Annotated in this window: 16 protein-coding genes; 4 read left to right on the top strand and 12 right to left on the bottom strand. The window is 43.6% G+C overall.

Annotation, left to right across the window (positions count from 1 at the left end):
- Positions 1–137: 137 nt before the first annotated feature.
- From IGK85_RS02930 to IGK85_RS02920, 3 genes are all read right to left on the bottom strand, one after another.
- Complete coding sequence (locus tag IGK85_RS02930; protein ID WP_228100637.1) at positions 138–488, bottom strand: cell wall protein; 351 nt, start codon at positions 486–488, stop codon at positions 138–140.
- A gap of 52 nt (positions 489–540) precedes the next feature.
- Positions 541–1,995 carry a helix-turn-helix domain containing protein gene (locus IGK85_RS02925; protein ID WP_008378039.1) on the bottom strand — a complete coding sequence of 485 codons (1,455 nt, stop codon included), beginning with the start codon at positions 1,993–1,995 and terminating at the stop codon, positions 541–543.
- 397 nt (positions 1,996–2,392) lie between these two features.
- Positions 2,393–4,882 carry a VWA domain-containing protein gene (locus tag IGK85_RS02920; protein ID WP_008378037.1) on the bottom strand — a complete coding sequence of 830 codons (2,490 nt, stop codon included), beginning with the start codon at positions 4,880–4,882 and terminating at the stop codon, positions 2,393–2,395.
- Positions 4,883–5,090: 208 nt separating this feature from the next.
- Between IGK85_RS02920 and IGK85_RS02915 the strand changes: the two genes are divergently transcribed.
- Positions 5,091–6,590: a helix-turn-helix domain-containing protein gene (locus tag IGK85_RS02915; RefSeq protein WP_008378034.1), complete on the top strand. Its 1,500-nt coding sequence runs from the start codon at positions 5,091–5,093 to the stop codon at positions 6,588–6,590.
- Positions 6,591–6,730: 140 nt separating this feature from the next.
- Here IGK85_RS02915 and IGK85_RS02910 read toward each other — a convergent pair whose 3' ends face one another.
- The 3 genes from IGK85_RS02910 to IGK85_RS02900 all read right to left on the bottom strand — a co-directional run bounded on the left by IGK85_RS02910 (position 6,731) and on the right by IGK85_RS02900 (position 9,657).
- Positions 6,731–7,294 (bottom strand): hypothetical protein, encoded by a 564-nt coding sequence (locus IGK85_RS02910; RefSeq protein ID WP_008378032.1) that lies wholly within the window; start codon positions 7,292–7,294, stop codon positions 6,731–6,733.
- 144 nt (positions 7,295–7,438) lie between these two features.
- Positions 7,439–8,131, bottom strand: a complete 693-nt coding sequence (locus IGK85_RS02905; protein WP_008378031.1) for a response regulator — start codon at positions 8,129–8,131, stop codon at positions 7,439–7,441.
- A complete protein-coding gene (locus IGK85_RS02900; protein ID WP_008378028.1) occupies positions 8,128–9,657 on the bottom strand; it encodes a Spo0B domain-containing protein in 1,530 nt (509 codons plus the stop codon). The genes IGK85_RS02905 and IGK85_RS02900 overlap by 4 nt, the downstream gene beginning before the upstream one ends.
- A gap of 167 nt (positions 9,658–9,824) precedes the next feature.
- On the opposite strand from IGK85_RS02900, the gene IGK85_RS02895 reads away from it, so the two are divergent.
- Together IGK85_RS02895 and IGK85_RS02890 are read left to right on the top strand one after the other, a co-directional pair.
- Complete coding sequence (locus IGK85_RS02895; RefSeq protein WP_008378026.1) at positions 9,825–11,153, top strand: 2-hydroxycarboxylate transporter family protein; 1,329 nt, start codon at positions 9,825–9,827, stop codon at positions 11,151–11,153.
- A 30-nt stretch (positions 11,154–11,183) separates the two neighbouring features.
- A complete protein-coding gene (locus IGK85_RS02890; RefSeq protein WP_008378024.1) occupies positions 11,184–12,350 on the top strand; it encodes an NAD(P)-dependent malic enzyme in 1,167 nt (388 codons plus the stop codon).
- 203 nt (positions 12,351–12,553) lie between these two features.
- On the opposite strand, the gene IGK85_RS02885 is transcribed toward IGK85_RS02890, so the two are convergent.
- Together IGK85_RS02885 and IGK85_RS02880 are read right to left on the bottom strand one after the other, a co-directional pair.
- On the bottom strand, positions 12,554–14,032 hold the full coding sequence (locus IGK85_RS02885; protein ID WP_429972134.1) for a helix-turn-helix domain-containing protein: 1,479 nt from the start codon (positions 14,030–14,032) through the stop codon (positions 12,554–12,556).
- 428 nt (positions 14,033–14,460) lie between these two features.
- Positions 14,461–15,510: a zinc-dependent alcohol dehydrogenase gene (locus tag IGK85_RS02880; RefSeq protein WP_008378020.1), complete on the bottom strand. Its 1,050-nt coding sequence runs from the start codon at positions 15,508–15,510 to the stop codon at positions 14,461–14,463.
- A 90-nt stretch (positions 15,511–15,600) separates the two neighbouring features.
- Between IGK85_RS02880 and IGK85_RS02875 the strand changes: the two genes are divergently transcribed.
- Positions 15,601–16,050 carry a MerR family transcriptional regulator gene (locus tag IGK85_RS02875; protein ID WP_008378019.1) on the top strand — a complete coding sequence of 150 codons (450 nt, stop codon included), beginning with the start codon at positions 15,601–15,603 and terminating at the stop codon, positions 16,048–16,050.
- 54 nt (positions 16,051–16,104) lie between these two features.
- Here IGK85_RS02875 and IGK85_RS02870 read toward each other — a convergent pair whose 3' ends face one another.
- The 4 genes from IGK85_RS02870 to IGK85_RS02855 form a co-directional block, all read right to left on the bottom strand.
- Complete coding sequence (locus IGK85_RS02870) at positions 16,105–17,268, bottom strand: hypothetical protein (RefSeq protein ID WP_008378017.1); 1,164 nt, start codon at positions 17,266–17,268, stop codon at positions 16,105–16,107.
- 47 nt (positions 17,269–17,315) lie between these two features.
- A complete protein-coding gene (locus IGK85_RS02865) occupies positions 17,316–18,080 on the bottom strand; it encodes a hypothetical protein (RefSeq protein ID WP_035006577.1) in 765 nt (254 codons plus the stop codon).
- A gap of 73 nt (positions 18,081–18,153) precedes the next feature.
- Entirely contained in the window at positions 18,154–18,633 is a 480-nt protein-coding gene (gene lepB / locus IGK85_RS02860) for a signal peptidase I (RefSeq protein ID WP_008378013.1), read from the bottom strand.
- A 76-nt stretch (positions 18,634–18,709) separates the two neighbouring features.
- The gene (locus tag IGK85_RS02855) at positions 18,710–20,128 is read right to left on the bottom strand and encodes an HTH domain-containing protein (RefSeq protein ID WP_008378011.1); all 1,419 of its coding nucleotides are present in this window, start codon (positions 20,126–20,128) and stop codon (positions 18,710–18,712) included.
- Between the last annotated feature and the right edge of the window lie 81 nt (positions 20,129–20,209).

Raw genomic sequence — 20,209 nt, 5'->3', positions numbered from 1 at the left:
AGAATCTACGATGATTACTATTGATTGATGCGTAAACCTTTTTTCGCTAGAACTGGTTGCCAGTTGGCTTACTAATCCTCTCACTTCTTCAAAAACCACAACAGTCGTTTCCTAAAACAAGCGTGCGACCGTATTGCCTAAAGGCTATTTTTCTCACGATCTGATCGTCGTGTGCTTAATTTCAAGTAAGCGACCACACTCAAGAGGACGAGCAGCAGACCTATCCAGCGAATAAGCAGTCGTTGGTGACTGTTCGTTTGCGGAAAACGATCATTTTTTGCGTGACCAGATGAATCATCTTCAGGTACTGGCCATTTTCCTGTCGGCGGTTTTGGCTCTGGCTTTGCAGGTTCCTGACCACCAACAAAACGGATGACCCCTTCTGTTCTAGCGGTGGACACTTCTTTGGCTTCTACGAAATCAGCGACTAGCAGACAACTTAAAACCAACATCGCTACAATGAAATACCTCAATTTATGAAGCGGCATGTATTCCCCCTCATTTTCCTTTCGCCCCTTTTTCTCTTTCAAAAAACATACTTCAGACACAGACGAAGTCCTCCAATCCTTCATTTAAGATGGAGACAACCATTTTAATCGCTTCTTTATACCCAATGTATTTAGGCAAAAAAAATACCTGCGGTTGCTTTTCTATGGAGTAATCAAATGGAATGATATTGGTGATCAAAATATCACAGTCAAGCTGGTTGATCTGTTCCGATGTTAATTGTTCTTCATAGAGCACAGCCATTCGACCACTAAAATGATGTTCAAAAATACTGTAGACCCATTCATCGATCACATAATTATTGGCAAGCAACACCACGATTTTTTGTGAAACCCGGATCAATTGATTGCCAAAAAGATAGAGAACGAAGGAACAACAAAAGTCCCTCAAAAATTGATTTTTGAAACATTGCGGAATCTCATTCACTTCCATAAACCTAATCAAAGGCTCATATAGATCAAAAGGCAAAGAAAACACAAATTGATTCGTACTATCCGGATTTTTTAAGTAGATAGGTGCTAAGCCAACTTTTGCATATTGCCGGACTAAAAAATCTTCCACGACCTGTTGAATTCCACAAGGCTCGTCAAGGTAAGTATTGTGCTGTTCAAAAAAAGCAACAAAGAGTTCAACGAATCGCTTACTCGTTTTTGAAAAGGTATTGAGAGGAATCCTCGTTTTCCCTCGAAGCGCCCACTGCGCATAAAGCATTAAGTAAATAAAGCACGCTTCCTGAACGAGCCGTTTTTTCGCAATGGGTTGGAGACTGCTGCTTTCTTGAAGTGTTTCACTGATCGTCAAAAAAAGCGGATCTTGCTGGATCAATGCTAGGATCTCAGGATCAAATATCAAGGTTCCAAAAGTGGCACGCTGAACAGACAAACGAATAATATTGATGACCTTTTTTCTTGAAACGATCCCCACGTTTTGCTCAATTCTTCTTAAAAGCGTTTCTTGAAGCTGATGTTCAATGACCGGCAACTCAAAATAGTGCGTTTCGCAATAAAAATCCCAGAAGAACTTTCGCTGATTGATCTCTTCTCCCATCAGCCCAATCGGTGCTTTGGTTACCACCAAACCGTATTCATCAAGAATCAGCTGTAATTTTTTTATGAGTCGATTTGCCGTTGATTCTGAAATATGCATGGCTCGAATCCAAGCTAAAAAAGGAAACGTTTGTCCCGCATAAAAAGCTTGTACTAATAAAATAAGTGGTTCTCGCTCATAGAAGGAGCGTCGTTTTTTATAGTATTCACCATGATCATTGATTACCAACTTCATCCCGTGATGGGTCCCTTCAAGAGAGATCGCATCACCAAAAAATGTGCGTAGTGCTTTTAAGTCCGTTAAGATCGTCCGCCGAGAAATACTCGCTTTTTCTGAGAGCTGTTTGACACTCAAAATCTGTTCGTTTTCCATGTACGCCAATAGTATAAGGCTTCTTCGATTCACTGAGTTCGTTACCAATTGGAATGTAAGACTGTTCACGGGCGTAATCTCCTTTAGCAAATTTCCTATAAATTTTCCATCAAATCGTAGGTCCCTCCTTTAGTGCTGCCTTCGAATCGTTGCAATGTTTCTTGTTTGATTCTAACAAAATTACCACCTATTTTTTATCCAGCATTTGCACACGAGGGTGCAAAAATATTGACTTTCCGCAAAGAATCATTTGTTCTGCGGGCTCTCAACGGTAAATATTAGATGTTATTTTAAATAATTCAGACACGTTTTTGTTTATTGTTTCTCTTTTATAAATTGCTAGCTGTACTCACCAATAAGCCGCAGCTTTTTTAGTAACAGCGCCGATTTCAACTGCCTAAAGCACAAAAAAACAGCTAGACACTTGTCTAGCTGACTTTATAGAATTATAAGTTAGAGCTAACTCCTATTTCCTTTTCAGTACGCTTGTAAACACACCGCCTACCATGATTGCGCCTAGAATCACCAGCCATGCAGCTCGTTGCTCATTCGTTTGAGGAAGAGCCTTTGCTTTTTCTTGACTGGAAGATTTCGTGGTTTCGCTACTAGCACTTGTTTCAGTAGACTGGCTCTCATGGGGATTTACTAGCGTGGCACCGTCATGGTTTGTGGTCGTTGTACTTGGTTCTGCTATACTTGGCTCGGTCGTACTTGGTTCTGTGGTACTTGGTTCCGTGATACTTGGCTCTGTGGTACTCGGCTCCGTTGTACTTGGTTCGGTAATGCTTGGTTCTGTGGTACTTGGCTCCGTTGTACTTGGTTCGGTTGTGCTCGGTTCTGTTGTGCTTGGTTCCGTGGTACTCGGCTCCGTCGTACTTGGTTCCGTTGTACTTGGTTCGGTTGTGCTTGGTTCTGTGGTACTTGGCTCCGTTGTACTTGGTTCTGTTGTGCTTGGTTCCGTTGTACTTGGCTCCGTCGTACTCGGTTCTGTGGTACTTGGTTCCGTGGTACTCGGCTCCGTCGTACTTGGTTCCGTTGTACTTGGTTCGGTTGTGCTTGGTTCGGTTGTGCTTGGTTCTGTGGTACTTGGCTCCGTTGTGCTTGGTTCCGTTGTACTTGGTTCGGTAATGCTTGGCTCCGTTGTACTTGGTTCGGTTGTACTTGGTTCCGTTGTACTTGGTTCCGTGGTACTTGGTTCCGTGGTACTTGGTTCGGTTTCTTTTTTTGTATTGGTGATTACAAGGGTATCTCCCTCAGTCGTCACACTGCTTTCGAAGCCGTCGGGGATATTGACTTCTTCAACCTGATACACGAAGTCTTCCCCTTGATTGTTGTATTTTGGTAAGTCTGCCATTTGACCAGCAACGGGTATCTTTGTTAATGATGCTTGAAAATCATTGGCTTTTTCAAGGGTCAAACGGTCTGACTGCTGCCAACTGTCTGCTGCCGTAGTGGTGGTTCTTTTGACTTGATAATCGATTTGGTCTGGAATCTCAGCTGCTGAGACATTGACCCACTTTTTGAGAACAGCAAGGGAAACATTGGGTGCCTTGATGGAAGGTATCGGAAAATCCAACGCTTCATCATCGCTTGCTGGTGTTAAGGTCGTACGGCCATTGCACAACACCCACGCCTCTCCTTTAAAATCTGGGGCTTCCGTATTCAAGCGAACTTGGTAGGTCAAGGTCAATTTTTCATTTTCACCTAAGGCTATCCCACTGACGGTAATAGTCTGATCCTTTTCAGAAACGGTTACTCCAGTTGCAACTTCCGGCGCCTCGACCCACTCTCCTTGCGCATTTTTGCGCCATCCGACTAACTGATACTGATCAGCATCAAAATTACCTGCCCCTTGCAAAAGAATGCCCTCTCCCATCGGATCTGTAATCGTCCCGTCAGGGATGGTTTTATCGATATGATTGGCGATTTCTGTCAATGCTGAACCCAATCCGCTCAGGTTTTCATCCGTTGTTAAGTAATTGCTCGGTGCAGACGCCAGATTGCGCCCAATGTATTCCCCTCGTGCGGAAGGCGCCGTTGCTACCGAATAATAGGTAAAACCAGATTTTTTAAGCGCGACGATCGTGCCAAGGGTCTCGTCTGTCACCACAGTGTTGCTAACAGGAATGGCTTGCGAATCTGATGGATTTTTACTTGTCGTATGGTAAGCAGTGGCTGACGTTTGAAATTCTTCAATATAGCTTTCCGTGTGATAACCGTTATAGTCACTGATTGCGCCGGTATTTTGATAAACCGCTGCCTCATCTACTGGCAAATAACTACGATTGGCACTGTCGTCACCGATATGAATAAACAGCTTTTCCGCTTCTGGACGACTTTCTTCCAGTAACAGTTGTTGTCCAGCCAATAAGCCTTTTTGCATAAAAGTTCCAGAATGGGATTCGGCCGTCTCACGCAGAAATTGTTCCAAGTACGCGATATCGGTAGAAAAACCGTTGGTAGTGTAAACTTCTCGATTGTAGGCAACGATCCCGATCCGAATGGAGCCATTCGCTAGCGAATCAGCTAATTCATTTCCAAACTGTTGCAGCCCCAACAAGGCGTTGGTCAATTTTTCTCCAGTCATGGAGGATGAGTAATCAATCACCATGACCAGATCAACAGGGGTACTGGTCTGATTGCCTTTGACAGCTAACGTTACATCAAATAGTCCTTGGCCCGCAGCTTCTTTGACACTCTTTTTCAGATAAGCTTCATCTGCATAATTGACATAGTTCTCTTCATCAAAAGCAACCCCCGGCGCCTGTCCATACTTGTAGTTGTACGTATCTCCTTGCGCCGTTCCATTTGTCAAATACTGTCCGGTCGCATCAGTTTGATAGTCAAAATCATACGTGGTGGTTTCACTGTTTACAGTCAGACTGCCCATGAGAACCCCCATCAACAACAGGAAAAAAATCCCTGCATGCTTTTGCCAACCTCTTTTGTGTTTCATCACTTTCGCTCCTTTATTTCCGCACTGCTTTCCTCAGCAGATCCATGAATGCTGAGGAAAGCGAGTCTTTGTCAGAAAACAGTATAGAAGGTTTTGCTGCGAAAAGGAGACAAAAAATTGCTGATTTCATTTACAAAAAAATCACGTTTTTTGTGCTATCATAAGAGAATCGAGTACATAGAGAAACCTTTAGAACGGAGCTTGAATTATGGAACGGTTTTATCCATTTTTTGGACACACTCTCAAGAGAGATATCGACTTGTTGCGGTTTTTGTATCTTCAAAAACGTTTTGTTCCCATTGAAGAGATCAGTCAAGCGTTGGCTTTGGATCGCCGCTCCATCCAAAAAAGCTTCGACACTTTAAGCAAACGCTCGCTTTCCTTACAAGACGATCCCTCACCGCTTTTGGTTGCCAAACACGGCTTTGGGTTATCCTTCATTGGGACTAAGCGAGACTACAAGCGATTGAGTCGGCAGTTGCTGGAAGCGAATCCCTTTTTTTATTTACTGGAAACCCTTTTGCTGCAAAATGAGATCAATTTGATCCAATTCGCCGCTGACCATTACTTCTCCGAATCAACCGTTCGTAAACGAATCTATGCGTTGCAAAACCTTCTTGCTCCATTGGGATTTCAGCTGCAAAAGCAAAAAGGGACGGTTCGACTCGTAGGCAGCGAAGCCCGTATCCGCTACTTTATGATGGTCTTCTTTTGGCGAACATTTGCCGGTCTGCATTGGCCCTTTACTGGTCTTTCCCAGAAAAAATGTGAAACCATCGCACAAGACTTCTACCAAAACAATCAGATTCCCTTTAACCCGATCGAATTGAAAATGACCACATACATTTTGGCTGTCACTATTTTGCGGTTTCGCAAAGGACAACGGATTTCAGCAGAAGCAGTAGCGATCGAAGCCCCTTTGATTGGGGAAGATCTTTCCCTGTTTCAATCCCTGATTGATGAAGAGACCGCCATCTACAACCATTTATCGTCAGAACTAGCGGAACACTTCTTTCTTGATGAGAATGAACGCCGCTTTTGTTTTCTGTGGCTAGCATCGAATCTCGATCGAACGTTTGCCGATGCGCAACTGGACGCTGCGTTTTCCCCCAAAAAACCAACGACGAGCATCCAAAAACTTCTCTGGTCGATGACCGCGTTCGCACCAAAATCCGAGTTGACCCGCCCTTGCAAAAGTAGGATCGTGAATACCCTCTTGAATGGGCTTTTGACTGTCGAATTGTTTGGACCGGTCGACCATACATTAGCCGGCTATAATACTGCACAGTTTTTAGCAGAACATTTTCCTGATTTGCAAAAGCAAGCCGAAAAGCTAGTGACAAAAACTTCGTTATACCAAAAAGAGCCACTGAAACGAAGCGGATTTTCTCTTCATGTCGCTATGGCGTGGACGCTGATTTTGCCGCCAGCTACTTTTCAGCAGAAAATCAAGATCAAACTGGAAACAGACTTGCCGCTGGCGATTTCACTGACCATCAGAGAACTGATCAAAGCGCCCTTTCAAGGGTTCTACAACCTTGATATTCGTGATCAGTTTATCGACGACGACTACGATCTCTGTCTAAGCACCACTCCATTGTCTGAAACCTATGAAAAAGCACCGGTCCTATTGATCAATGCACAAGTCACCGTCCCTGATTTGTTAGCAATTCATCAGGCGATTGAAGTATTCCAATCGCAAAAATAATGATTGCTCTGCTCAAATCACTCCAACAAAACGAGACGACGAAGTAATGAAAGTAGGTACTTCGTCGTCTCGTTTTGTTTCATTCATTCAATACAGTATTACTTTTATACAACCAATAGTTAAATCTGTTGCTAGTTCCTTTAACGAAAAGGAACACTCGAGTGTTGCAACTGGATTCGAACGTTGCCGTCTTCATCCAACATATACCCAAATGTATATTCGACCTTTACCTCTTCTCCGGTCTCACCGGATGTAAAATAATAATTTCCTGAAGAAAGTGCTGTATCACCATTTAGAATCGTATCGTGATTGTCAAAGCGTACATTTGTCCACGGCTCTAAAGCAAACCCGCTGTCTTCTTCAATATCACCACCAACGAAATAAGACAAGGCTTCTTCCTTTGTTGAGCGGAAAGGAATTTCAGCAGCTTTCGTCGGTTTAAAAAGGACTGTTCCTTCATCAAATGCATACAACGTATCAAGGGTTTCTTTAGCTTGTTCTTCTGCAGCTTCCTCACTCTGCGTACTTGCTTCCCCAATAGCTACGATGCTCTCAGCCCAAGCTTCTTGTGCTTCTTCGATTGCAGCGAGAGTGATCGTTGGCACTTCAACCGTATCTGCTTGTGCTATGTCGTCTTCATTTTGAGCCCCACACCCTGTTAAAGTAACTAAGATTATTGGTAAAATCAGTGTTTTTTTATTCATTTTATTCCTCCTTCTTTATCAATCAGTCTAATAAAGAATAGGTTTAATTGAAATAATAATCATAAAATCTTAACAAAAATAGAAAAATACTCGTATTTTGATTATTAAATGCATTTATCGCAGCTGATAATGAGAGCTCATTTTTCAATCCGTTGTCTGCTTTTCTGCATATGTCAAAAAATACTGTTTATACGGACGCCCAATTTTTGTATACACATTTTCACTGCGAATGGCTTTGGTCTTTTCTAAGTGGGCGACATACTTTCTTACCGATACATGGGACAATGCGCAAGCTTGCGCCAATTCTTGGACTGTAAATGGCTGTTTGATGGTACGAATCGTTTCTTGGATCAGCTGAAGCGTGTCTTCTGTCAACCCTTTTTCTAGTTCGATCCACGGACTTTTTTGGTTTCCCTGCAGCAGCAGATCGATTTGTTGCTGAGCGATCCGTGGATGTTTGAGGCTTTCCCGTCGTTGCTGAAATACTTGGATACTTTGGGCAAATCGTTCGAAGGAAAACGGCTTGATCAAATAATCCAACATCCCCAAATGTAGGCTTTGGCTGATCAATCGTGTTTCATCGGCAGCCGTGATCATGATCACATCCACAGCCTGTTGTTGTTCCCGTAATGTTTGCAACAGCTCCAAGCCATTGCCATCTTTCAAATGGATATCCAGCAAGAGCAGCTCAATGGTTTCTTTTTGCAGCATTTCTTGTGCTTCTTCCACTGTTTCCACCGAAAAAATTCGCTCAAAAACCGCTAAACGTTCTAAATAGCTGCGATGAATAAATTGAACCATCGGATCGTCTTCAACAATCAAAATATTGGCTTTCATAGCTGCTCCTTCCGATAATCATTCGTGATCGTCACTTCTAGGACGCCTTGCGCTTCCTGAAAAGTGATCGTCCCATTGACTTCATGCAGTAATTGCTGAAAATAGCCTACTTGCTGTAAAGTCACTTGTTCCGCTGGTGTCAACATTTCTTCCGCTAGCTGCCAACTCGTTTGCAACTGATTTTCTTGGTACTCGATTTTCATAAATACCTCTTGAGTCAAATGCTTTTGCAGCAAAAGATGATGTATATATTGATAAAGGTTTAATAAGACTTTGGTTTCATGTGCAACGGCCCCTTGGGGAATCTCTGGAAAAATTTCTAACAATAGCTGGCATTTCTTTTCTAAAAATTTTTGCCGCTCGCCAATCAAAAACCCTGCCAACAACGGATTTTTAATAAGAATCGCTAGCCGATGAGCAAATTCTTTCTCTGGTTTCAAAATATCATCCAAATAGATCGTCAACTCTTCATAGGCTTCTAAATCCACCAAACCATAGATGACATGCAGTTTGTTCATAAATTCGTGGGCTTGACTTTGCAGTGCCGTCGCATAGGCTGTCGTATTTGCCAACTGATCCGCAATAAATAAAGACTCTGTCGCATTTCTTAGAAAAATAATATGCCCTATCTGCTGATTTCTCACGATGATCGGTGCCGATGAAAAGACATAGTCCTGCCCTTCTTGCTGTACTAACCGCTCTTGCTTCTTGTCAAAATCGACGTGCTGCAAAGCAGGCAAGATCGTTAGCAGGGATTGGCCAACCAAGCCATCTTCTGATGCAGTAGCAAGCGGCAATGCCGTGGCAGCTCGATTTGCCAGCAAGATGTTCTTCGCTAAGTCTAAGACAAAAACAACATCCTTGGTTTCTTCCAGCATACTATTGCGTTCTTCTAACAAACGTGAGATTTCTTGCGGTTCCAGATTATGCAGTTGTCGTTTCAAATAAAATGCCACGAATAATGCAATCCCCCCGCCTAATAGCAAACTGATGAACAATGCTTTCCGATAGCCTTTTTGCGATAGTAAGATTAGCGATTGCAGTGAAGTCATTTTAATCCCTAATGCCACGACGCCAAGTTGTTCTCCATCTTCTTTCACTGGAACGAACCCACGTAAGGACTGTCCTAAGGTGCCGTTGCCAATGGAGAGAGACTCCTTGCCTTCAATTGCCGGTGTTTCATCGCCACCTGTAAAAGGTTGACCAATCTTTTCAGGGTCTGGGTGCGTGATCCGAATAGCGTCTTGATCCATCAAAACAATAAAATCCAACCCATAATTTTTTGCTAATTCATTGGTATATGATTGCAACTGGGGACTGGCTTTCTTTTCCCGCAGTGCTTGCTTGACCTCCGCTTCTGATGCTAACTGACGACCGATCGATAGCAGCAGCGTTTCTTCATCCCGGTGCATTTGCTCTTTTTGTTCCATCATCATCAGTACATAAAATAATGTTAGAACGATACATAAGGTACTGGTAAAAATTCCTACTAACAGCACCCACAGCCGAACTGGCCGCTCTCGCATAGTCGTTCCTCCTCAATTGCTAATAAGCGTTCATTACACGCTCATTTTAACATAGGAATCTTTTTCCGAAGGTCTTTTTTTAAGTTGTATTTAATTAAATTAGTTAAATAATCTTCTTTGTTTGTGAGCGCTTCCTTATACTGGAAACATCCAAAGGAGGTATTTGAATGAAACAAGTCGTCGCAAAACAACCCGTTGTTGAAAAAAAGCAAACCAAAGCAAAGTGGTGGTCTTTCTATGTTGGTTCCGTTCCTTTGCCCGTCTATCTGGTAATGTCTGCCATTATCTTGATCACTGCTTTTCTACAGCAACTGCCTGTCAATATGTTGGGGGGGTTCGCCGTTATCCTAAGTTTAGGCTGGTTATTAGGAACGATTGGTGCCAACATCCCCATCATCAAGAATTTTGGTGGTCCCGCTATTTTTTCTTTGTTGATTCCGTCAATCCTGGTCTTTTTTAATCTTATCAATCAAAACGTATTGGAATCAACTAATATCTTAATGAAGCAAGCAAACTTCCTTTATTTCTATATCGCCTGTCTGGTTTGCGGCAGCATTTTAGGTATGAATCGCAAAATCTTAGTCCAAGGGTTGATGCGAATGATCATTCCTATGATGTTAGGCATGGTCTTAGCGATGGGCGTAGGTACCCTTGTCGGTGTCCTGTTAGGGCTAGATTGGAAACACACTTTGTTCTTTATTGTGACTCCTGTTTTAGCCGGCGGTATTGGGGAAGGAATCTTACCGCTTTCCTTAGGCTATAGTGCCATCACTGGTTTAGGTAGCGAGCAATTGGTCGGTCAGTTGATTCCAGCCACTATCATCGGCAACTTTTTCGCGATCGTTTGTACTGGCTTGTTGACTCGCTTAGGGGAACAAAAACCGCAGCTTTCAGGAAAAGGCCAACTCGTCAAAATGAGTGATGGGGATGATTTGAAAGATGCGTTGGTTGAAGATCAATCACCGATCGACGTCAAATTGATGGGTGCCGGTGTGCTGACCGCTTGTACGCTCTTTATTCTCGGCGGTTTGCTGGAACACGTCACTGGTTTTCCTGGACCTGTTCTCATGATCGTAGCAGCCGCTTTCTTGAAATACTTGAATGTCGTACCAAAAGAAACCCAAAAAGGATCAAAACAGCTTTACAAATTCATCTCTGGTAACTTTACATTTCCACTCATGGCAGGATTAGGACTACTTTATATTCCTTTGAAAGATGTCGTCGGTATGCTGACTTGGCAATACTTTTTAGTCGTTATTAGCGTCGTTTTCACTGTGATTGCCACGGGATTTATCGTTTCTCGCTTTATGAACATGTACCCTATCGAAGCAGCCATCGTTTCTGCTTGTCAAAGCGGAATGGGTGGAACCGGCGATGTCGCGATCTTAAGTACCGCCGACCGCATGAATTTGATGCCATTTGCCCAAGTAGCTACACGTTTGGGTGGCGCGATCACGGTTATCTCAATGACCGCACTTTTACGACTATTATTTTAATTGTTTGAAATCGGAAGGGAGAAATCAAGAATGTCAACGATGAATGTCAAAGAAGCAGCTATGAAACAAGCCGAGGAAAATGGGGGCAAATTAGCCGTCGTTTCTAAAGTCACTATTGATTCAAAAGAAGATTTAAGTATCGCCTACACCCCAGGAGTCGCAGCTGTTTCATCAGCAATTGCTGAAAACGAAGAACTCGCCTACACCTTGACCACTAAGAAAAATACTGTCGCCGTGATCAGCGATGGCTCAGCGGTGTTAGGTTTGGGCAATATCGGTGCCAAAGCAGCTATGCCGGTCATGGAAGGCAAAGCGGCCTTGTTCCAGCGCTTTGCCGGAATCGATTCGATTCCGATCGTCCTAGATACGCAAGACACCGAAGAAATCATTCAAACGATCAAAGCAATCGCACCAACCTTTGGTGGGATCAACCTAGAAGATATCAGCGCCCCTCGCTGCTTTGAGATCGAACGACGCTTGATTGAAGAATTACCGATCCCCGTGTTCCACGATGACCAGCACGGAACTGCCATCGTGGTATTAGCCGCTTTGATCAATAGCCTGAAGCTGATCGACAAATCCTTTGAAGAGGTCAAAATCGTGATCAACGGCGGTGGTTCTGCTGGCCTTGCCATTACCCGAAAATTTTTGGCTGCTGGCATCAGACACATCACTGTTGTCGACAAAGCAGGGATCATTTCAGAAACGAACCATGAACTTGCGCTCCATCACGCAGAAATTGCCAAAGTCACCAATCGTCAACATCTAACAGGAACACTAGAAGATGCCCTCAAAGGAGCAGATGTCTTCGTAGGCGTTTCAGCTCCCGGTGTGCTGCACCCTGAGTGGATCAAAACGATGGCAGAAAAACCAGTGATTTTTGCTATGGCGAATCCAACGCCAGAGATTTTCCCTAATGAAGCACTGGCAGCTGGCGCCTTTATCGTCGGTACTGGTCGCAGTGATTTCCCTAACCAGATCAATAATGTCTTGGCCTTTCCGGGAATCTTCCGAGGCGCATTAGACGCTCGAGCAAGAGACATCACGATCGAGATGCAGATCGCAGCAGCACAAGGGATCGCTAGTTTGATCCCCGAATCAGCATTGACTCCAACCACTATCATTCCAGATGCGTTTCAGCCTGATGTCGCTAAAGTCGTGGCAGAAAGCGTGAAGAATGCGGGGAAAAAAGATTAAATAGATTGGTATCATTAGTGACTGCAGCGCTAGTTGTTTGATACCAATAAAATGAAAAATAGCTACAAAAATGTACCGACTAGTTTTCATAGTCGGTACATTTTTGTGTCGGATTTTACAGATAATCGAAAGTTTCCTCCCAGAAGACAGTCCGAAAAAATACTCCCTAACTTCCCATTCACTATTGCTTCACTTGGTTCACTTCACAGAGGGCACTCTTTAGTTTGAGGATACAATCGACAAATCACACGCTCCCAATCTTTCTTCGTTGGTATGCTACTTAACAAGATATAATCATCCGTCAAACCATAATCCAGGATATAGGGACGATAATTTGTGACGATCAAAACCTTCTGGTCCGCTTTTAATCGTTCTTCTGTTAATTCGTGCAATGAAAGAAAAATGACTTGATACTTGTTTGAAAAGAGCCGAATTGCTTGTAATCGAATCATTTGAACGACCATTGAGTCCCCTTCTATAAGAAACAAAATATTTTTTTTCGGCTGATAATAGTCGCGCAGTAAATCACTTACCGTTGTAAAACTGATAGCAATATCTTCCATAAATTCTGTCGCAAAAGCTAACTCTTCTTTGTACTTTTCCAAAAATGCTTTATTTTTGTAGTAAGACTCTCGATGGTATGTTTTTATTGAGGCGACTTCTTCAGCTTGTCGCTTGTTCAAAGATGGACAAATCACTTCATTAAGTTTTCTAGACACCAGAAAGGAGGTTAGATAATCTTCTAGCAGTGACTGATCCCAGCCCTTAAATTCGGCACCAGCAAAATACGCTTTTACGATCGGCTTCACTTCTGTCCAGAAATTAAATCGAGCTAGAAAAGTTTTTTCTCGATCGTATTGATTGATTGTCCGCGTACATATAATCATGTAGTGAAGCCAAGCAAGTTCTTCTTTGGGTAAAGATACCCCATACTCTTTGAAAATGACTTCTTTCAGAATCTCTAACAATTTAAAATCATTTTCTTGATAGACAAGCTCTTTTGCCCATTCAGGAATCGAAACATAGTGCTCCTTTTGCGCCCGTACAATCGTTATATACAGCAGTGAATAAAAAGCCGAGATCGTCAAGCCAGTCCCTACTTCATATTTTCCCAATTTATCAGAAAGTCCCTTTAGAATTACATGATGCAGTCCTTCTGGTGGTCTGATCGTATAGGGGGTGGACTCACCTACGTAGTAAAAATCAAAAAAGAATTTACGAATGCTTGCTTCATCGCCTACCAAAGTAACCGGTGTGAAACTTAGAGAAAGTCCATACTCTTTTAAGGCTGGTTGCACACGTGCAATAAACCTTCGTAATGTTGTTTCCGCATAATTGTATCGATAAGCCAATTCATTCAGATCAACTACTTCTCCATAAAAAATGTTCCCAATGATTTCAAATAAAACTTCCTGATTTAATAGCTGCTCTTTTTTTTCTTTAAAGAGAACACGATTTCGTTCTTCGAAATGAAATCCGCTATTACCTGATACCAATTCAATACATTCGCCAAAATGCTCTTTGATCAAGCGTAGGTCTTTCACCAATGTCCGCTGAGAAATAGCCAATCGCTCAGAAAGAATCCCAACTTTAAAAACTTGTTCTCGTTCAATAATCGTTAATATCTGCATCCAACGCTTTGTACTCGGACTTGTAATAAAAGACATCTGAAGTTCCCTCATGCCATTTCTTCACTCATTTCCTTTTCTGACTTGGCTCTATTCATTCTACCATACAACAGAAACCCCTTTCTTCGCTACGTCAAATGAACTTCTTTCTAAAAACATAAGATGTGGCACGAAACATCCATTGTCAGAAAAGTTCGCTTTTGCTTTTTTGAACTTGCTGCGGGCTTTCTTTCAATCCATAGCAAGGCAAGCACCATTCTTTTCCTGGATCAAATGATAGCACTGCGACACGCGACAAATAAGAAAAGTGCTGACACCCATGTATACACACAACCTTTTGCCTGTGCGCAACAGATTTTCTATTGCAGATTCAAATAAAAAAGCTTAACACCTCGTAGATGTTAAGCAGAATCAGCTATCATTCTATGTTTGTTCAATACTCGGTGCCCGATTTTCATTTGGTATTCTTCTCTGGATCGGATTTAAAACCTCACAACCGCTTTGACCAATGGATCATCTTCTAACGTTTGGCGTTCTAGCGCCTCTTGCAGTTTTTCCAATGGGTATTCATCCGTGATATATTTTGTGGGATCGATCATGCCACTAGCAATCAAGTCGATCGTTTGTTCAAACTCTTGGCGGGTGCATGAAACGCTGCCGATGAGCTTGATTTCCTGCAAGACCAACCGATTTAATGAAAAAGGAATTTCGGGAGCAACGGAATTTCCGATCGCCACGATCGTTGCACCAGGACGAGCAGCCTCAATGCACGTCGCTAAGGAACTGCTGGAACCGACTGCTTCAAAAATCAAATCGAATCCACCAGCAGAGGCGTCTTTCAATACTTCCCCACGTTTTGGATCCTTGGCATCAAAGTAGTCATCAAAGATTCCCAATTCCTTGGCTTTCTCAATTTTTGTATCGTTGATTTTGGACATGGCCACATAAGAAGCCCCAGCTTTTTTGGCCAATTCGCCAATCAATTGCCCAATGATCCCACTCCCAGAAACCAAGACTTTGTCATTTAACTTAATATTGGATTTACGGACGGCATGATAGGCAACCATCAAGGGATCAATCAAGCTAGCTGCTGTATCTGAAACTGTATCTGGCAATTTATAAGCATTGGACGCTTTTCCGACAAACCGTTCGGCATAGGCGCCATTGCAGACAAAGCCGATATAATTGGTGCCGTTTACTTCCCGACACAAATGCTCTTGCCCTTTTTGGCACATATCACATTTTCCACAATAAAGATTTGCCCAAAAAGCGACGCGATCGCCGATTTTAAAGGAACTATCGCCTGCATCCGTCACGACACCGCAAAACTCGTGACCCATGATAAAATCGGACTCCCCTGTTTTGCCCCAACCTTTCCCTGCTTGCCACATATGCACGTCACTGCCGCAGACGCCGCAAGCTGAAACTTGGATCTCGATCAGTCCTTCTTCCACTTTCGGCACAGGTACTTGTTTGACCTCGATCGTTTCTGGTCCTTTTAATACAGCAGCTTTCATGTTTTTTTCTGTCATCTCTGTTTCCTCCTCATTGCTTTTTCCTTTGCTTACTGTCATACTAACATTAAAGTTAACTTTAAAGTCAACGTTAAGGAGTGAAAAAAAATGACCTATACGATATCCCAAGTTGCGAAAGCCTTAAATATCCCCACGTCAACCATCCGCTATTACGACAAAGAAGGCCTTTTGCCGACGTTAGCGCGCAAAGAATCTGGCTACCGTTTATTTTCAGATACCGAAATTGAGATGCTGGAATTGATCGAATGTCTGAAGGAAACAGGCATGACCATTAAAGAGATCAAAGATTATGCACAATTGACACGCCTTGGTGATGACTCGCTGCAAGAACGCCATAAAATGTTTCTTGAACAAAAAAAAGCGCTGCAAGCGCAGATAGACGCTTTGCAGCAATCGATGGCGTTGATCGACCATAAGTGCTGGTATTATGAATCAGCGATCGCAGCCGGTACAGAACAAATCCATTTCCCAATCAAAATGTCGTTGAGAAACAAAGAAAAGTTTCAAGCGATCACCGCTCAAAGCGAAGATCGCTAACGTTATGTAACGTTCACAGTACTATCTGCCTGCTTCTAGTGATCCGAAGCAAACCTATTCTTGGTACTTTTCAAATACTTGCTTGTCTGCTAGTGAATAGACTTGTTCATACAAATAATCAAAGAGAGTATTCATGTTCTCTTTCGTATCGCTCACTTCATCAAGGATCTCTTTTGCCGTACGATGGGCGATATTCAAGCGCATTTCGGCGTTGTAGATCATCCGTTCTGCTTCAACCTGCGCTTCTTCAAGTGTCCGGTCTGCTTTCTTTCTAGCAAACAGCAAGATCTCTCGCATCTCCGCTTGAAACTGCTGATTTTCTTTTTGTAACTCTTGGTTTTCTTTTTGCAGCTCATTGACCGCTTTGCGAAGCGCAGCGGCTTCTTCTTCCTGAGGGCCTCGATCCTGCTCCTCCAGCTGTGCTTCTTTTTCAGCGAGTTGGTTCGCCAAATTTGTGATGACCTCTTCTTTTTGGAGCAGCAGCTGTTTTTGTTCTTGGGCTTTGCTTTCATACCATTGTTTTTCTCTTGCCCAATCCAAGCGTTCAAAAATCGCTTTTTCTTTCACTTGCTGGATATCCGACTGTGAGCGATGCAAGGTTTCTGCATGGAGCCGCTTTTCAAGTTCTGTGATTCTCGTTCGTGCCAACACTAACTCTTGATGGGTTTGTTCAAAGCTCATATCTGCTGGTGAGACAGGCGCCAGCTCCATCTGCTCCTCGTTCGCTTCCGCGGTAAACGCTTCAAAAGAGCGTTTTTCTTGATAGCTAGGCAAGGGCGCATTGACAGTTTCATTACGCTTTTTGGTGCTTTTACGCTTTCTCTTCCCTTTACTGCTTACTGGATGTGGCATGCCAGTTTCTGAGGACCAGGGTTGCATCGAGTGCTTAGGCGATCCTTCTGGCTCCAATCGTTCCTCTAGTTCCGCTTGTACTGAAGGAGACGGTGCCGGCGCCTGTCCACTTCGTTGCCCTTGTTTTTTGCCTTTTTGGGGTTTACTACTGGTACCCGTCATTTCTTGATCATTGCTAGTAGCTTTCTTTTTTGCGGTATCGGCGAAGGCTTCTTTCGCCGGTCCATTGGCAACAGCTGTCTCAGCGGTTCTGTTTTCTTTCTCATACGTTTCTTCAAATCCTTTTAATTCTTTCAATGACACTTGGTTCATTTCGTCGAATAGCGTCTGAGCAGAAAACCACCCACGTCCCTTCTTCTTACTCATCCCTTGAATCCCTCCCTTTCGTCAATAACTCTTTTGATTGTTTCATTCTAAGTTCCCGTGTCTGAAGCTTGGACAAGCTCTTTTCGGTTGAGTACTTGCCACTGTCCCTGAGCATTGCGGACGATCGTTTGTTCAAATGACGTATCGGGCGTATCTGCTACTTGCAACACGAAATGGCACCGTTTCACGCCTTGCGCCTGCGATAGATCATCGATGATTCGCTGCAAATTAGCTTCCCAAGCAGGAAAGTCCGCAGAAGAGTTCAAATGACTTGAACTCGTTAGGGTGATTTCTTGCAGCGGTTGGTCAATATGGATCAGCACGACTGTCGGTCCTAAAAAAGGCGTCACTTGCGTCCCAAATTCTTCTTCTAGCTGAAAACGCGCTTCTCGATCATCCGCCATCAGCAGCGTCTGCCAAGCAAGATTTTCAAAAGGGAGACCTGCAGACGGGTACACCGATAACGGTCGTTGCGTCCCTTCAATCTGTTCTTTTTGTAAATGTAAGATTTCCTGTTTCATCTGCTCCCTTTCCTCTGCTACCCTGCAGCTTTGCGCATGTATGGAAACATGAGTAAAAGTCAAAAGCAGCAAACTCATAAGAAACAGACCACTCACCATCAGTAACGCTAACGGATGTTCATTACGAATCTTATGCTTAAAAAAAGCCAGTTTTCTTTTTTCCAACTCCGTCATATTTGTTCGTCGCTCAAGTCTTCGAACAAAGATTTCGAGGTATCCCCGTTGAGCAAGCACCCCGATCGCCACAAAACAAAGCAGCAGTATGCTGACATAAACAATCTTCACGGACATCCCCCTTTCCATCTTTTGTCCATAATTGAGCCTCGATTTTCAAACAGACACGCTGACTGACCACGTTGAATCCTTAAAAGAAATTCAAGACGACCCCACGAAGCGCCTCGCTCGTCACCATACCAAATTCACGACTATCGATCGAGTGCATGATCGCATCCCCAACGACGAAATACTCTCCTGGCTGCAAGATGCCTCCGACCGGCAATTCCCTCGCCGTTTCTTGCGTCAGTGTAAAGGTATAGGAAAAATCATAATAGGACCCTGATGCCCCCAATAGCAAACGATTGCCACTGCGCGCATAGGAATCCCCAGGAACCCCGATCACTCGTTTTACGATCAGCAGCCCTTCATGCTCAAAAGCGACGAGATCATAACGATGCGGCAACTGATTCTTTTGAATAACGACTAACTCGTTGTTTTGAATAATGGGGGCCATCGAATCACCGCTGACACGAGCCATTTTGTAGTTTGAAAAGAAATAGAACAGCAGCAGTAGCAGACAACTTATCCCCAACACACGAAGTACCAATTGCTTTTGGAATCGACCCATGATACCTGTTGCTCCTCTACCATAATTTTACGTCGTACGTAGCGTTTGACTGATTCTACCGTTGGCTCTACCGTTTTTAGCGAGAGGCAGACGCTGCTTGAAGCTCTTCACTAGGAACAGAGCCTTTACATTGACCAAGAAAATCGGCTAAAATCGCCTTGCCGAGACGTTCAATGGAATTTGGCTCAATCGGTCGTTCCAACCGATAGATGGGCTGTTCCAATTCCAGCAAAAAGAGCGGTTGATCAGTGACTACCACCTGGCGGGCGGTGAAAATCGACAGCTCACTCGTAGTCTCGACGACGACATCCACTCCTTGGGCAGCCAGCCAATCACTCAGACGTTGTTTGATCCAGCCTTTGATTTTCTCATTTCCACACAAATGATAGGTGATCATCAGCTGGTTGTTTTTTAACTGCTGGTTCTTTAGATAGGACTCGCCTATTGTCAGCAAATAGTGAGAAGCAGCGCTAGAAAGTGCCTTCGTCTTTCCAATACCAGACACTTCTGGCTTTCGACGATCCCGCAGCAAAGGAGGTGGCACATGGAAGAGCCGATCCAGTAACATGACTGCTAACGTCACTTGCACGAATACGCGATCTTCTCTCAATGTCTCTGCTTGCTTGGGAAACGTCTCTCGCAAGCTATCGATTGGATCAAAGGGCACCGTTTCTTCGACCCACGGATGTTTCAATAAAAACGAAAGTACCCCTTCATCTGCCATCATCAAAAACAATAGGACACACCGTTCTTGCTGCGACAAGGACCTGCAGACCTCCAAGCCTTCGATGACAAAACCCGTTTTTTCTAGAAACAACCGACAAAAGTCAGCCATTTCCCAATTTTCTTCCAAGCGTCCACCTTGTTGCGCCCGTAAAAGAAAGACCTTCGTCCACTGCAACGAAACCACTGGATCGATCGGCAAGGACGGACGATACCGCAGTGTCAACGTTTCAGCCAGCTGCTCAAAGATTTGGTAGGGCTGTTCCTCTTCTTCAAAATAAAAGGCTTTATAAAAATACCGTATGTTTCCTTCTGCCCCTTCTAGGCACCACTGCTTTTTATTCAAGGTCAGTTCATAAGCAGCGAACAAGGTCTGAAGCTGACGACATTGTTTCAAAAAGGTTTGATTGCCTAATCCGGTGATTGCAACAAGTTTTTCCGGTATCGCCGTTTCTTGCTGACACAAGAAATGCAGAAACAACAGATTCGGGTCATCCGCCAACAATGCTCGCTTTTTTTCCTGATACTCTGCCAATTCTTGGATCATCAATTCATAACCATTGCTGGCAGATGCGAGGATCGTCGAAGCCCCAAAGAGTTGGCGCAGTTCCTCAATGTCTGAAATAATCGTCCGCCGAGAAGCGCCGCAAGCATGTGCCAGCTGTTGCCCACTTAAAGGACCGCAACATTCCAACTGCCGCAAAATCGTCAATTGCCGCTTGCACGTCATTGAAAATAAACTGTTCATCAATAAAGACGGCTTGTTTCTCATCGTTTCACCTCCCCACACATTCGAAAGAAGAGAAGCTGCAGGCGACTTCCAGCAGCTTCTGCTTCCTTCTTATTCAAACTT

Source organism: Enterococcus sp. AZ015 (assembly GCF_050499225.1).
Taxonomy (GTDB): Bacteria; Bacillota; Bacilli; order Lactobacillales; family Enterococcaceae; genus Enterococcus_D; species Enterococcus_D entomosocium.
This window is presented reverse-complemented; position numbering and strand designations above follow the sequence as displayed.

Bases quoted from the DNA above. Each gene is read 5' to 3' on its own strand.
- IGK85_RS02930 (WP_228100637.1), bottom strand. From the start codon at position 488: ATGCCGCTTCATAAATTGAGGTATTTCATTGTAGCGATGTTGGTTTTA.
- IGK85_RS02920 (WP_008378037.1), bottom strand. From the start codon at position 4,882: ATGAAACACAAAAGAGGTTGGCAAAAGCATGCAGGGATTTTTTTCCTG.
- IGK85_RS02915 (WP_008378034.1), top strand. From the start codon at position 5,091: ATGGAACGGTTTTATCCATTTTTTGGACACACTCTCAAGAGAGATATC.
- IGK85_RS02910 (WP_008378032.1), bottom strand. From the start codon at position 7,294: ATGAATAAAAAAACACTGATTTTACCAATAATCTTAGTTACTTTAACA.
- IGK85_RS02905 (WP_008378031.1), bottom strand. From the start codon at position 8,131: ATGAAAGCCAATATTTTGATTGTTGAAGACGATCCGATGGTTCAATTT.
- IGK85_RS02900 (WP_008378028.1), bottom strand. From the start codon at position 9,657: ATGCGAGAGCGGCCAGTTCGGCTGTGGGTGCTGTTAGTAGGAATTTTT.
- IGK85_RS02895 (WP_008378026.1), top strand. From the start codon at position 9,825: ATGAAACAAGTCGTCGCAAAACAACCCGTTGTTGAAAAAAAGCAAACC.
- IGK85_RS02890 (WP_008378024.1), top strand. From the start codon at position 11,184: ATGTCAACGATGAATGTCAAAGAAGCAGCTATGAAACAAGCCGAGGAA.
- IGK85_RS02885 (WP_429972134.1), bottom strand. From the start codon at position 14,032: ATGAGGGAACTTCAGATGTCTTTTATTACAAGTCCGAGTACAAAGCGT.
- IGK85_RS02880 (WP_008378020.1), bottom strand. From the start codon at position 15,510: ATGACAGAAAAAAACATGAAAGCTGCTGTATTAAAAGGACCAGAAACG.
- IGK85_RS02875 (WP_008378019.1), top strand. From the start codon at position 15,601: ATGACCTATACGATATCCCAAGTTGCGAAAGCCTTAAATATCCCCACG.
- IGK85_RS02870 (WP_008378017.1), bottom strand. From the start codon at position 17,268: ATGAGTAAGAAGAAGGGACGTGGGTGGTTTTCTGCTCAGACGCTATTC.
- IGK85_RS02865 (WP_035006577.1), bottom strand. From the start codon at position 18,080: ATGTCCGTGAAGATTGTTTATGTCAGCATACTGCTGCTTTGTTTTGTG.
- lepB (WP_008378013.1), bottom strand. From the start codon at position 18,633: ATGGGTCGATTCCAAAAGCAATTGGTACTTCGTGTGTTGGGGATAAGT.
- IGK85_RS02855 (WP_008378011.1), bottom strand. From the start codon at position 20,128: ATGAGAAACAAGCCGTCTTTATTGATGAACAGTTTATTTTCAATGACG.